The organism is Planococcus sp. MSAK28401 (assembly GCF_018283455.1).
GTDB lineage: Bacteria > Bacillota > Bacilli > Bacillales_A > Planococcaceae > Planococcus > Planococcus alpniumensis.
Genome location: NZ_JAAMTH010000001.1, coordinates 1227242 through 1239077, shown reverse-complemented (window position 1 = coordinate 1239077; position 11836 = coordinate 1227242). Strand labels below are relative to the sequence as shown.

The 11836-nt window shown below is 47.1% G+C and carries 15 protein-coding genes and 1 riboswitch; all 15 genes read right to left on the bottom strand.

Features of this window, described 5'->3' with window-relative positions; translation table 11 throughout:
- Positions 1-56: 56 nt before the first annotated feature.
- Positions 57-242 carry a hypothetical protein gene (locus tag G3255_RS06275; protein WP_211653750.1) on the bottom strand — a complete coding sequence of 62 codons (186 nt, stop codon included), beginning with the start codon at positions 240-242 and terminating at the stop codon, positions 57-59.
- Between the two features lie 154 nt (positions 243-396).
- A complete protein-coding gene (gene sufB, locus G3255_RS06270; RefSeq protein ID WP_058381208.1) occupies positions 397-1794 on the bottom strand; it encodes a Fe-S cluster assembly protein SufB in 1398 nt (465 codons plus the stop codon).
- Between the two features lie 20 nt (positions 1795-1814).
- Positions 1815-2255: a Fe-S cluster assembly sulfur transfer protein SufU gene (gene sufU, locus G3255_RS06265; RefSeq protein WP_058381209.1), complete on the bottom strand. Its 441-nt coding sequence runs from the start codon at positions 2253-2255 to the stop codon at positions 1815-1817.
- Positions 2245-3471, bottom strand: a complete 1227-nt coding sequence (locus tag G3255_RS06260) for a cysteine desulfurase (protein ID WP_211653749.1) — start codon at positions 3469-3471, stop codon at positions 2245-2247. The genes sufU and G3255_RS06260 overlap by 11 nt, the downstream gene beginning before the upstream one ends.
- Complete coding sequence (gene sufD / locus G3255_RS06255) at positions 3471-4775, bottom strand: Fe-S cluster assembly protein SufD (protein WP_211653748.1); 1305 nt, start codon at positions 4773-4775, stop codon at positions 3471-3473. Before sufD ends, G3255_RS06260 begins: the two co-directional genes overlap by 1 nt.
- 18 nt (positions 4776-4793) lie before the next feature.
- On the bottom strand, positions 4794-5573 hold the full coding sequence (gene sufC, locus G3255_RS06250; RefSeq protein ID WP_058381212.1) for a Fe-S cluster assembly ATPase SufC: 780 nt from the start codon (positions 5571-5573) through the stop codon (positions 4794-4796).
- A 217-nt stretch (positions 5574-5790) separates the two neighbouring features.
- Positions 5791-6024: a hypothetical protein gene (locus G3255_RS06245; protein WP_211653747.1), complete on the bottom strand. Its 234-nt coding sequence runs from the start codon at positions 6022-6024 to the stop codon at positions 5791-5793.
- The gene (locus G3255_RS20460; protein ID WP_503423058.1) at positions 5921-6133 is read right to left on the bottom strand and encodes a YuzK family famiily protein; all 213 of its coding nucleotides are present in this window, start codon (positions 6131-6133) and stop codon (positions 5921-5923) included. The genes G3255_RS06245 and G3255_RS20460 overlap by 104 nt, the downstream gene beginning before the upstream one ends.
- A 142-nt stretch (positions 6134-6275) precedes the next feature.
- Positions 6276-6806 carry a hypothetical protein gene (locus tag G3255_RS06240; RefSeq protein ID WP_211653746.1) on the bottom strand — a complete coding sequence of 177 codons (531 nt, stop codon included), beginning with the start codon at positions 6804-6806 and terminating at the stop codon, positions 6276-6278.
- 102 nt (positions 6807-6908) lie between these two features.
- Positions 6909-8075 carry a dicarboxylate/amino acid:cation symporter gene (locus G3255_RS06235; protein ID WP_211653745.1) on the bottom strand — a complete coding sequence of 389 codons (1167 nt, stop codon included), beginning with the start codon at positions 8073-8075 and terminating at the stop codon, positions 6909-6911.
- Between the two features lie 239 nt (positions 8076-8314).
- Entirely contained in the window at positions 8315-9145 is an 831-nt protein-coding gene (locus G3255_RS06230) for a MetQ/NlpA family ABC transporter substrate-binding protein (protein ID WP_211653744.1), read from the bottom strand.
- 94 nt (positions 9146-9239) lie between these two features.
- Positions 9240-9908 carry a methionine ABC transporter permease gene (locus G3255_RS06225; protein WP_211653743.1) on the bottom strand — a complete coding sequence of 223 codons (669 nt, stop codon included), beginning with the start codon at positions 9906-9908 and terminating at the stop codon, positions 9240-9242.
- On the bottom strand, positions 9901-10926 hold the full coding sequence (locus G3255_RS06220) for a methionine ABC transporter ATP-binding protein (RefSeq protein WP_211653742.1): 1026 nt from the start codon (positions 10924-10926) through the stop codon (positions 9901-9903). Before G3255_RS06220 ends, G3255_RS06225 begins: the two co-directional genes overlap by 8 nt.
- Positions 10927-11016: 90 nt before the next feature.
- Positions 11017-11121: riboswitch (SAM riboswitch) on the bottom strand.
- Between the two features lie 35 nt (positions 11122-11156).
- Positions 11157-11480 carry a thioredoxin family protein gene (locus G3255_RS06215; protein WP_211653741.1) on the bottom strand — a complete coding sequence of 108 codons (324 nt, stop codon included), beginning with the start codon at positions 11478-11480 and terminating at the stop codon, positions 11157-11159.
- A 1-nt stretch (position 11481) separates the two neighbouring features.
- Positions 11482-11823: a ribonuclease M5 gene (locus G3255_RS06210; RefSeq protein ID WP_211653740.1), complete on the bottom strand. Its 342-nt coding sequence runs from the start codon at positions 11821-11823 to the stop codon at positions 11482-11484.
- Between the last annotated feature and the right edge of the window lie 13 nt (positions 11824-11836).

The window sequence follows — 11836 nt, the reverse complement described above, 5'->3', positions numbered from 1 at the left end:
CTTTGGCCATCCTTAACAGATGCCAAAGCTTATTTTTTCAGTTGAGCTGCAGGCTTTTAGAATAATCCTCCAAGCCCACCGCCGCCGATTTTGGATTTTGCGAGATCCATCAATTCGTTTTTTTCGCTTTCATCAATCTTGCCGTCATCGTATGCTTGCTTGACTTGAGTGATGATTTCTTTCGCTTCTCCCATGTCAGCGTTGCTGATTTTCTCTTTTAACGCATCAAAAGTTTGGCTCATTAGAAAAATCCCTCCTCAAATTTTTGCTTCACCCCTTGTATACCCTTAGGAAAAGCAGTAAAACGAAGTACGTGCAAACGAGGAGATCCACTCCTCCAAAACGGCATAAAAAATCCCCGGCATTTTCCATGCCGGGGATTGATTAATTGATTGATTAACCGATCGAACCTTCCATCTCGAACTTGATAAGACGGTTCATTTCGACTGCATACTCCATCGGCAATTCTTTAGTGAATGGCTCGATGAAGCCCATGACGATCATTTCTGTCGCTTCCTGTTCAGAAACGCCACGGCTCATCAGATAGAACAATTGCTCTTCGGAGACTTTCGACACTTTCGCTTCGTGTTCAAGCGATACGTTGTCGTTCATGATCTCGTTATAAGGAATTGTATCGGATGTTGACTGATTGTCCATAATCAAAGTATCGCATTCGATGTTCGAACGTGCGCCGTCCGCTTTGCGGCCGAAATGCACGATTCCGCGGTAAGAAACTTTCCCGCCTTGCTTCGAAATCGATTTTGAGACGATTGATGAAGATGTGTTCGGCGCCAAGTGGATCATTTTCGCGCCTGCATCCTGGTGCTGGCCTTTGCCGGCGATCGCAATCGACAACGTCATGCCGCGTGCGCCTTCGCCTTTAAGGAAGACTGCAGGATATTTCATTGTCAATTTCGAACCGATGTTGCCGTCGATCCATTCCATCGTGCCGTTCGCGTCAACGAAAGCACGTTTCGTTACCAGGTTGTATACGTTGTTCGCCCAGTTTTGGATCGTTGTATAGCGGCAATAAGCATCTTTTTTCACGATGATTTCAACTACTGCTGAGTGCAACGAGTTCGTCGTGTAAACTGGTGCCGTACAGCCTTCTACGTAATGGACGCTTGCGCCTTCGTCGACGATAATCATCGTACGCTCGAATTGGCCCATGTTTTCCGAGTTGATGCGGAAATAGGCTTGCAGCGGCGATTCCACTTTGATGCCTGGCGGTACATAGATGAACGAACCACCCGACCAAACAGCCGTGTTCAATGCAGAGAATTTATTGTCTGCTGCTGGAATGACTGTCTGGAAGTTTTCTCTGAAGAGGTCTTCGTTTTCACGAAGCGCTGCATCCGTATCTTTAAAGATGATGCCCATGTCTTCAAGATCCGCTTTCATGTTATGGTAAACAACTTCGGATTCGTACTGTGCAGAAACACCTGCGAGGTATTTCTGTTCAGCTTCAGGAATTCCCAGTTTATCAAACGTACGCTTGATTTCTTCAGGAACTTCATCCCATGAAGTCTGGCTCGCTTCAGAAGGTTTGACGTAATAGGTAATTTCGTCAAAATCCAGCGAGTTCAAATCTCCGCCCCATTGCGGCATTGGCATGGAATAGAATAGTTTCAACGCTTTCAAGCGTGATTCGAGCATCCATTCCGGTTCTTCTTTAATCTTCGAAATTTCTCTGACAATGTCTTCCGTCAGACCGCGTTTGGATCTGAAGATGGAGACATCCTTGTCATGGAACCCATATTTATAATCTCCGATTTCCGGCATTTTTTTCGCCATCGTCGTTCCTCCGTTCTCTGTTACGATTTTTCTTCGTCGTGCACACCTTTTTCCATGGCTTTCCACGCTAAGGTCGCGCATTTGATACGCGCCGGGAATTTGGATACACCTTGTAATGCTTCAATATCCCCAAGGTCCACTGAATCGTCGTACTCTTTGCCAAGCATCATGTCCGAGAAAATCTCGGACAGCTTCAATGCTGTATCTACATCTTTGCCTTTGACGGCTTGCGTCATCATAGAAGCAGATGCCATTGAAATCGAGCAGCCTTCCCCGTCGAATTTGGCGTCTTTGACGATGCCATCTTCCACTTGCAGCGTTAATTGGATGCGGTCGCCGCAAGTCGGGTTGTTCATTTCGATATTGACACTGTCCTGTTCAAGCGCACCCTTGTTGCGGGGCGTCTTGTAATGGTCCATGATTACTTGTCGATATAATTGATCTAAATTATTAAAAGACATCGCTAAAATACTCCTTTGCAGAACGCAAACCTTCCACTAGGCGATCGATATCCGATTCGTCATTATAAAGATAGAAGCTTGCGCGTGCTGTCGCTGTCACGTCAAGCCATTTCATCAATGGCTGTGCGCAGTGATGGCCTGCGCGGACAGCGATGCCGCTCATATCGAGCACAGTCGCTACATCGTGGGGATGGACTTCTTTCAAATTGAAAGTGACGATTCCTGCACGTTTCGCCGGGTCTTTCGGGCCGTAAATCTCAAGCCCTTCAATAGCCGACATCTTGTCCATCGCGATGGCTGCCATATGGTGTTCATGTTTTTCAATTTCATCCAATCCAATTTCCTGCAGGAAGTCGATGGCCGCAGCCAAACCGACTGCCCCGGCAATGATCGGTGTGCCGCCTTCGAATTTCCAAGGCAACTCTTTCCATGTCGAATCGTATAATCCGACAAAGTCGATCATCTCGCCACCGAACTCCACAGGCTCCATGGCTTCTAGCAAATACTTTTTGCCATACAAGACGCCGATGCCAGTCGGGCCGACCATTTTGTGGCCGGAAAATGCGAAGAAGTCGCAATCCAAGTCCTGGACATCGATTTTCAAGTGAGGCGCAGCTTGTGCTCCGTCCACCATCATGACAGCGCCATGTTCGTGGGCGATTTTCGCCACTTCCTTCACCGGGTTCATCGTGCCAAGCACGTTGGATACGTAAACCATCGACACGATTTTTGTCCGGTCGGTGATGGCTGCACGGACATTTTCAAGTGAGATGGTGCCGTCTTCTTCGAGCTCGATGTATTTCAAGACAGCGCCGCGTTCTTTTGCGAGCTGCTGCCAAGGAATGATGTTCGAGTGATGCTCCATATACGTGATGACGATTTCATCGCCTTCTTCTACATTGGCACGGCCATAGCTTTGCGCGACCAAGTTGATCGCGGTCGTCGTGCCGCGGAGAAAGACAATTTCCTGCGTCGAATTCGCGTTGATGAATTGTTGCACCTTCTCGCGGGCGCCTTCATATTTCTCTGTCGCCCGGTTGCCGAGCGTGTGAACGCCGCGGTGGACATTGGAATTATCAGACTCGTAATATTCTTTCAGCGCTTCGATGACTGGCATCGGCTTCTGGGAAGTCGCCGCGCTGTCTAAATAGACGAGCGGATGTCCATTGATTTCCTGGTTGAGTATCGGAAAATAGCTCTTGATCTCTGGATTCATTAGCGGACTTTCCTTTCGATAACCTCCGTCAATTGCTTTTTAACGCCTTCGATTGGCAACACGTTTACAACCGGTGCCAGGAAGCCGTGAATAACAAGACGTTCAGCTTCTTGTTTTGTAATGCCTCGGCTCATCAAATAATACAATTGAAGCGGATCTACGCGTCCGACTGATGCCGCATGTCCTGCCGTTACATCATCTTCATCGATCAAGAGGATCGGGTTTGCATCGCCGCGCGCTTTCGGGCTCAACATCAGAACACGGGATTCCTGTTCTGCGTTGGCTTTAGTCGCGCCATGTTCGATTTTGCCGATGCCATTGAAGATAGCAGAAGCGGAATCTTTCATGACGCCGTGCTTCAAGATCTGGCCGTCGGAGTTTTTGCCCCAATGGATGACTTGTGTCGTGAAGTTTTGCTTTTGCGCGCCTCTTCCAACTACTACTGTTTTCGTATCGCCGACTGAATTATCGCCGATTAGGAATGTCGTGTTATCGGAAATGGTATCGCTATCGTTCATCATGCCGAGAGCCCATTCGATGCGTGCATCGCGCTGAGCTACTCCGCGGCGGTTCACATAAGTCGTGAATCCTTCAGCGAGTACGTCCACTGCGCCGTAAGTGACAGACGCATTGTCTTCTGCAAAGACTTCTGAAACGATATTCGCTTGGCCTTTTGCTTTCGGTACTGTGGAAATATAGTTCTCCACATAAGTTACTTCGCTGCCTTTATCGGCAACAATCAATGCGTGATTGAACAGAGAAGCTTCCTCATTGTCATGTACAAAGATCGCTTGCACCGGATTCTTTATGGCAAGATTCTTCGGCACGTATAGGAACATCCCGCCATTTAGAAGCGCTGCATGAAGAGCCGTCAATTTATGTTCTTCCGCTTTGACCGCTTCTGTCATGAAATACTTAGCGACCAAATCACCGTGCTCACGGATCGCCGTTTGGATATCTGTCAAAATAACGCCTTGTTGCTGCAGATTTTTATCCAAGGAAATATAAGCCGGCGTATTGTTGTGCTGGATGTATAGATTTTTTTGATCCGTATCAACAATGGACTTTACCTGCTCCGGCAATTCATCCAACGACCCATACGTAGAGCTTTCTACTGTATGGACCGGGAAGTCCGTGAAGTTCCAGTTGATGATTTTCGTTTTATCGGGTTTTGGGAGCGGCAACGCTTCGGCAGCAGCCAAAGCCTGTACGCGCAAGTTTGTAAATTCTTCTGGTTCTGAGTGCGAAGCCGAGAAGGAGCGTACATCCTGCTCGGTCATCGTTAGTTTTGTTTCAACCGTCACGTTAGTCTCTCCTTCCAATTATGCTTCTTGTCCGACAGTCTCGTCTTCGATGCCGAGTTCTGCCTTGATCCAGTCATAGCCTTCCGCTTCCAATTTATGCGCAAGTTCAGGTCCGCCGGATTTAACGACGCGGCCTTGCATCATAACATGGACGTGATCTGGCGTGATGTAGTTCAACAGGCGCTGATAGTGAGTGATAATCAAGCAGCCGAAGTTCTCGCCCTTCATTTGATTGATGCCGTCAGAAACGACTTTCAATGCATCGATATCAAGACCGGAGTCAATTTCATCGAGTACAGCGAATGTCGGTTTGATCATCATCATTTGGAGGATTTCGTTGCGTTTCTTCTCGCCGCCGGAGAATCCTTCGTTCAAGTAGCGCTGTGCCATGTCCTGGTCCATTGCAAGAGTTTCCATTTTGCTGTCAAGTTCACGGATGAATTTCATCAATGAAACTTCGTTGCCTTCTTCGCGGCGTGCGTTCATCGCAGAGCGCATGAAGTCAGCATTTGTGACGCCTGAAATTTCGCTCGGGTACTGCATAGCCAGGAAGAGTCCTGCGCGTGCGCGCTCGTCGACTTCCATCGCCAATACGTCTTCTCCGTCCAATTCGATCGTGCCTTGTGTTACTTCATATTTAGGATGCCCCATGATTGCTGACGCCAAGGTAGATTTCCCTGTACCGTTCGGCCCCATGATGGCATGGATTTCGCTCGTGTTAATTGTGATGTTTACACCTTTTAAAATCTGTTTTCCTTCGATTTCAACGTGTAGATCTTTAATGACCAAAGTTGACATGTAAATACCTCCATAATGTTATTGAAGAATGCCTCGCACTCTTAATTAGTATCATTCTAATCTTAACTTATATCGACTTCAGTAGCAAATGTTAAAATCGGCCGCAAGCCTCCGCCAAAAACCATTTTGAAATCCGGATTTCCTGCTGTCAGGCAGCTATTTCCAGAGAGCTTTGCCTATTTCCTGCATTTTCAATAAAGTTAGGCTAAATGAGAATTCATTTCAATAAACTGCGTTCAAGCCACTGGATTCCCTGTGCTTCGACATAGAAAAACCGGGCAGAGATGTTCACTCTGTCCGGCAGCTTCATTTGAATGTTTGAATGTATGTGGATCGTGTATCTATTGCTATTCGCGGTGCGCTTGGCGTTCGATTTGTGCCGCAACCGACTGGCCTTGGCGATAATCTTGCTCACGGCGCTGTTCAACTTCAAGGATTTTTTGCGGGTCATTTTGGTATTCGTTCAGTCCGTACCCGTGTACGTCTCTGAATGCCTGTTCTATTTTTTCCGTCTTTTCAATACCTTGAGAATCGATAATAAACCATTCCTTTCGAGTTATCTTATTTTACTTTTACAAGTATACCCGACCGTTCGAAAGTTAAACAAGAGTAATAATCTAATTTATCTGAAAATAGACCTATCGTCATAGTTAATGGGAATATATAGAAAAAGCTGCCCGTTATATGGGCAGCTTTCACAAATTATTGGCTTACTTCGTTGTAGAGGTTAGACGCAACCAAGCCGTTTTCTTCTAATATTTCATTGAAAGCAGCGTCAGCTTCGGCAAATTTATCGGCAGCTGCTTGAAAATCAGGTGCTTCTGTTCCAAGTTCTTCGATTTTCATCTCATAAGATTCAGTAATTGAAGCCAATGCCCCATCGATTTCTTCCTGGTAATCATTTAGTGATTCCGGCACTTCCATCGATTCTACCGCTTGCTTCGCTTGTTCAGCAGACGTTGCAGCAGCTTCTTTCAACTCTGAAAGTTCTGCGCCGCTTGGCAGCGTCTCTTCAGCTTGAGCGATTTCAAAATCATTCAATGGTGCATCTTCTTTGTTTATTTCTTTAGAAACGGAAAGATAAAATTGCATCAATTGGCTCTTAACGCTTTCTTTTCCAGATTCCATAGTGGCAGATCCAGAATCCGTTTCAGTTGTGTCAGTAGATTGTTCGTTTCCGCATGCTGCAAGCATCAAAGCAGCAGATAGGCTAAGAATTGTCATCTTTTTCATGTTCGTGCCTCCTGAATTTCATATCCAGCATATGATAGCATAGCCAGATTTATCCGTATAGAGAGCATTAAAAAGCCGGAATTCATTGAATTCCGGCACAATTCATACTTTTTGGGATGGAGTGAAACGGTCGACGATATTTGCGAGCGCGCCGTCTCCCGTCACATTGGCTGCAGTCCCAAAACTGTCCTGAGCCATGTACAACGCGATCATCAAAGCGACCATCGTCTCGTCGAAGCCGAGCATCACTTCCAGCAAACCGATGGCTGCCATGACAGCGCCGCCCGGAACGCCGGGAGCTGCGATCATCGTCACTCCAAGCATGAGGATGAATGGAAAGAAGTTGCCGAATGATGGCGCATCCCCTGTCAATAAAATTACGCCGATCGCACAAGTGACGAGCGTAATGGTACTGCCTGACAAATGAATCGTTGCAAACAACGGGACCGTGAAGTCCGCCACACGTTCTTTCACGCCTGTTTTACGTGCTTGGCGTAAAGTGACCGGGATGGTAGCTGCTGAAGACTGTGTCCCGAGCGCCGTGAAGTAAGCCGGCAGCATCGTCCGGATCAAAGCGAACGGATTGCTCTTTCTCAGTATCCCCGCAGTGGTGTACTGGCCCGTAAGCATGACCCAGTGCAAAACGATGATCAGGATGAAAACTACCGCAAAGAGAGAAAGGATTTCAAACACTGCACCGCCGTATGCCATATTCGCAAAAATACCGAAGATGTGAAAAGGCAATAGTGGGATTATGATGTATGAAATAACTTTTTCGATGATCTCTTGGAATTCCTCAAAAAACGATGCCATTGTCTTGCTTCCTGTAGAAGCCATGCCGATTCCGAGCAGAAATGCCAAGATCAAGGCGCTCATGACCCCGAACAATTGAGGAATCTCCAAAGCAATGAAACTGGAAGCGAGAGCATTTTCGGGATCATCCAAATTGCTCAATGAACCGCCTTCCATCAAATTCGGCAAAAGGGAAGAAGCCACGATAAATGCCAGGACGCCTGCCACAATGGTCGATAAATACGCAACTGCAGTCGCAAGCCCCAATAATTTCCCTGAACCTTTTCCAAGCTTTGCAATGCCTGGTGCAATAAAACCGAGAATAATCAATGGCACGATAAAATTCAAGAACCCGCCGAAAATTCCTGTGAACGTAGCAAATACACGGACGAGTTCCTCTGGCGCCACAGAGCCGATGAGTACGCCAAGCACAATGGCCAGCACAATCCGCGGCAGCAAACCGAATTGAAATTTCATGTTCTTGTCCTCCCTGTGTAAACAGTTGTTTATTTGTTATTATGTGAAATTACCATAGTTTTCGAAAAGCTAATAGCTTTTTTCTAAATCACGTAATATTTTTATTATTCTGGAAAAATGACCTAAAAACTTTCACGCTTAGTTTTAGTCTACTTACCACGGCATTTCACCTGAACCAGGGCATTTTATGCGCACGAAAAAACCAGCCCATTCTAAAGAGAATAGGCTGGCTAAAAGGTTTATTGTTCGACTGGAACGATTGACCCGTTCCATTCTTCCAAGATGAAGTCTTGGATTTCTTGCGACGTCAATACGTCAACCAAGGCTTGAATGTCTTCGTTATTTTCGTCTCCCGCTTGAACAGCAATGACATTGGCGTACGGAGAATCTGAGCTTTCAAGAGCGATGGCATCTTCCATCGGGCTCAATCCAGCATCAATTGCATAGTTCGAGTTGATCAATACCGCATCGCCTTCACCCGCTTCATACATTTGCACAAGCAAAGCTGCTTCGTACTCTGTATCAAACTGCAGGTTTTTCTCATTTTCTACGATATCGCTAGTTTCGGCCGTCGTCTTGTCGATGCCTTCTTCCAACGTGATCAAACCTTCCGCTTCGAGCATAGCCAGGATGCGGCCATGGTCAGCGACTGAATTACTCATGAGGATTGTCGCATCTTGCGGCAAATCTTCAAGAGACGAGTAGTCTTGAGAATAAACGCCGATCGGCTCGATGTGAATGCCGCCAGCACTTACAAAGTCATAGCCATGATCAGCAATTTGCGATTCCAGGTAAGGCGTATGTTGGAAATAGTTTGCATCCAAATCGCCTGATTCCAAGTCTTGGTTTGGCAAGATGTAATCTTGGTATGTCTGAATATCCAACTCGATGCCCTGTTCCTCCAAAATCGGTTTAGCCTGTTCAAGGATTTCAGCATGCGGAACGTTCGAAGCCCCAACTGTCAATGTGCTCGTTTCTCCTTCTGATGCGCCGCTGTTGTTTTCTTCCTCTGCCCCGCAAGCGGATAATGCCAATACTGCTGCAAATGAACCAAATACTAATTTTTTCATTACAAATTTCCCCTTTTCTTCTATTAAATGTAGTTTTTATTTTTTTGGACTAAAAAGCCCTATTTTCTCCAGTAATTCCATGACGGTGCGAAATTTAACGCTTGTCTGCTTTTCTAGTTAAGTAATCACCGATAAATTGGACAATGAATACAATGACCAGAATCGCAATCGTCGCCATCAAGGTGACGTCTTCTCGGCTTCTTTGGAAACCGTCCAGGAAGGCAAGGGTCCCTAGCCCTCCTGCGCCGATAATGCCAGCCATTGCGGTGTAGCCCACCAATGCGATAGCTGTCACCGTAATCCCAGAAATCAATGCCGGCTTGGATTCAGGAAGCAATACTTTGCGAATGATCGTCCAAGTCGTCGCTCCCATCGACCGGGCAGCTTCGATGACGCCTTTGTCGATTTCCTTTAACGCAATAAGCACCATGCGGGCATAGAAAGGAGCTGCCCCGATGATCAATGCCGGAAGCGCAGCGTTCGGTCCGCGAATGCTGCCGATCAAAAATTTCGTAAACGGAATCAGCAAAATAATTAAAATAATGAAGGGAATCGAACGGAAAATATTAACGAAAGCACCCGTCAGCCAGTTGACGATTTTGTTTGCCCATAACTGGTTCGGTGCGGTAAGGAATAAGACGATCCCCAGGACCAAACCAATAACAAATGTGAAAAACGTGGACATGGCCGTCATATAAATGGTTTCGAGTGTTGCTTCCCACATATCCGCCCAATCTACGTTCGGGAATAAGGTCTCAAGCATTGCCCATCACCTCCGTCTGTACATCATGTGCACCGAGGAAAGCTAAAGCTTTGTTTATTTCATCTGCAGTGCCCTTCAGTTGAAGGATGAGCGTTCCATAAGCACCCCGTTGGGTATGGGAGATGTTGCCGTGGACAATATTGACTTCCACTTTATATTCCCGGATCAGCTGAGTCAGGATCGGCTGCTCTGCCTGGTCCCCGACGAATATCAACTTGACCAATTGCCCTTCCGGATATTGCTCGCGCAGATGGCGGACGGTCTCTGCTGAATCTTCCGTCTCGGTTACTTGGGCAACAAAGCGCTTCGTGATCGTTTCCTTCGGATGCTGGAAGACATGCAGCACTTCGCCAAGTTCAACGACGCGTCCGCCTTCCATCACTGCCACGCGATGGCAGATCTTGCGGATGACGTGCATTTCGTGCGTGATCAAAACAATCGTCAAGCCGAGGCGCTTGTTAATGTCGACCAATAATTCCAAAATCGCATCGGTCGTTTGCGGATCAAGAGCCGATGTCGCTTCATCGCACAAAAGCACTTCCGGGTCATTCGCCAGCGCACGGGCAATGCCGACGCGCTGCTTCTGACCGCCGGAAAGCTGGGCTGGATATGCGCTTTCGCGTCCTTCGAGGCCAACCAGTTCGATCAGCTCTGCAGAACGCTTGCGCCGCTCCTCTTTCCCGACTCCTGCAATCTCAAGCGGGAATTCAATGTTCTCGCGGACGGTCCGCGACCACAGCAAATTGAAATGCTGGAAAATCATGCTGACCTTTTGGCGGGCTTTGCGGAGTTTCGGCCCCGAAATCGCCGTGATGTTCTGGCCGTTGATTTCAACGGAGCCTTCGCTCGGTTTTTCCAAACCATTTAGCAGGCGGATCAAGGTACTTTTCCCCGCTCCGCTATAGCCGATAATGCCAAAAATTTCACCGACCGGCACCGTTAAGTCGACATGGTCGACAGCCGTCAAGCGCGCTTTGCCAGTATCAAAAACTTTTGTCAATCCTTTTAACTCAATCATGATTGGGCACTCTCCTAAATCTTTTGCTAATAAAAAAGCCTTCCTGCTCAGATAAGCAGAAAGGCACATGTGTAAACACAATAAACCGTTCTCTCATCTTTCAAAGTTTTCACTTTGAGTGACTTGGCACCATTTCATTTTCATGACGGTTGCCGGGCTTCATCGGGCACTTCCCTCCACCTCTCTTTATAAGAGCTACGCTATTAAGTTAATTTCAGAAATTAAATTTATCATGGCTGGCTGTATTCGTCAACCGTTTTCAATTTCTCGTACAAATACGGCACCGACTGGAAAGCATAAACCTTGTCTGTCACTTTGCCATTCTGTGAAATCAACAGGCACGGCACACTTTCCACTTCATAAAGCTCCGCCACTTCCTGTACATAATTCAAATTGGCTTTGCCCATTGGAAGGTCTGGCAAAAGCTCTTCCACCACGCCGAGCATCTTGCTGGCCACTTGGCACGTGCCGCACATCGGCGTATACAGATAATAAGCTGAAACAGGCTGTGTGTTTTTTTCCTTCAGCCATTCTTTATGTGTCCATTCATTCATGCTAGTCATTCCCTGCTACTGGATTTAAGACCCGTACATCTGCTGCGATGAGCACATCGATCAGCTTCCGCAGCGGCGTCGTCGCCACCTCTTTATAACTTCGGTCGACATGGAAATGGCGGGCTTCCGGAAACTCACGCTTGATGAGCTTGCGCAATTTATCGCCTGAAGCGTCCGCATCGACCAGGATGATGATATCCTGCCCTTCAAAAGGCAGCAGCATTTCCTCGAGTCTTGTAGCACTCACTGTACCATTTGTGCAAAGAATCGTCACGGGTTCTGCAATCAATGGCGCTATCCGGGTTTTGTCGCTGATCCCTTCAACCACTATCACTTTCTCCATACGTATCCCCCCA

What these genes read in the sequence shown, in the direction of transcription:
- G3255_RS06275 (WP_211653750.1), bottom strand. Translation starts at nt 242, where the DNA reads ATGAGCCAAACTTTTGATGCGTTAAAAGAGAAAATCAGCAACGCTGAC.
- sufB (WP_058381208.1), bottom strand. Translation starts at nt 1,794, where the DNA reads ATGGCGAAAAAAATGCCGGAAATCGGAGATTATAAATATGGGTTCCAT.
- sufU (WP_058381209.1), bottom strand. Translation starts at nt 2,255, where the DNA reads ATGTCTTTTAATAATTTAGATCAATTATATCGACAAGTAATCATGGAC.
- G3255_RS06260 (WP_211653749.1), bottom strand. Translation starts at nt 3,471, where the DNA reads ATGAATCCAGAGATCAAGAGCTATTTTCCGATACTCAACCAGGAAATC.
- sufC (WP_058381212.1), bottom strand. Translation starts at nt 5,573, where the DNA reads ATGTCAACTTTGGTCATTAAAGATCTACACGTTGAAATCGAAGGAAAA.
- G3255_RS06245 (WP_211653747.1), bottom strand. Translation starts at nt 6,024, where the DNA reads ATGACCCGCAAAAAATCCTTGAAGTTGAACAGCGCCGTGAGCAAGATT.
- G3255_RS06240 (WP_211653746.1), bottom strand. Translation starts at nt 6,806, where the DNA reads ATGAAAAAGATGACAATTCTTAGCCTATCTGCTGCTTTGATGCTTGCA.
- G3255_RS06235 (WP_211653745.1), bottom strand. Translation starts at nt 8,075, where the DNA reads ATGAAATTTCAATTCGGTTTGCTGCCGCGGATTGTGCTGGCCATTGTG.
- G3255_RS06230 (WP_211653744.1), bottom strand. Translation starts at nt 9,145, where the DNA reads ATGAAAAAATTAGTATTTGGTTCATTTGCAGCAGTATTGGCATTATCC.
- G3255_RS06225 (WP_211653743.1), bottom strand. Translation starts at nt 9,908, where the DNA reads ATGCTTGAGACCTTATTCCCGAACGTAGATTGGGCGGATATGTGGGAA.
- G3255_RS06220 (WP_211653742.1), bottom strand. Translation starts at nt 10,926, where the DNA reads ATGATTGAGTTAAAAGGATTGACAAAAGTTTTTGATACTGGCAAAGCG.
- G3255_RS06215 (WP_211653741.1), bottom strand. Translation starts at nt 11,480, where the DNA reads ATGAATGAATGGACACATAAAGAATGGCTGAAGGAAAAAAACACACAG.
- G3255_RS06210 (WP_211653740.1), bottom strand. Translation starts at nt 11,823, where the DNA reads ATGGAGAAAGTGATAGTGGTTGAAGGGATCAGCGACAAAACCCGGATA.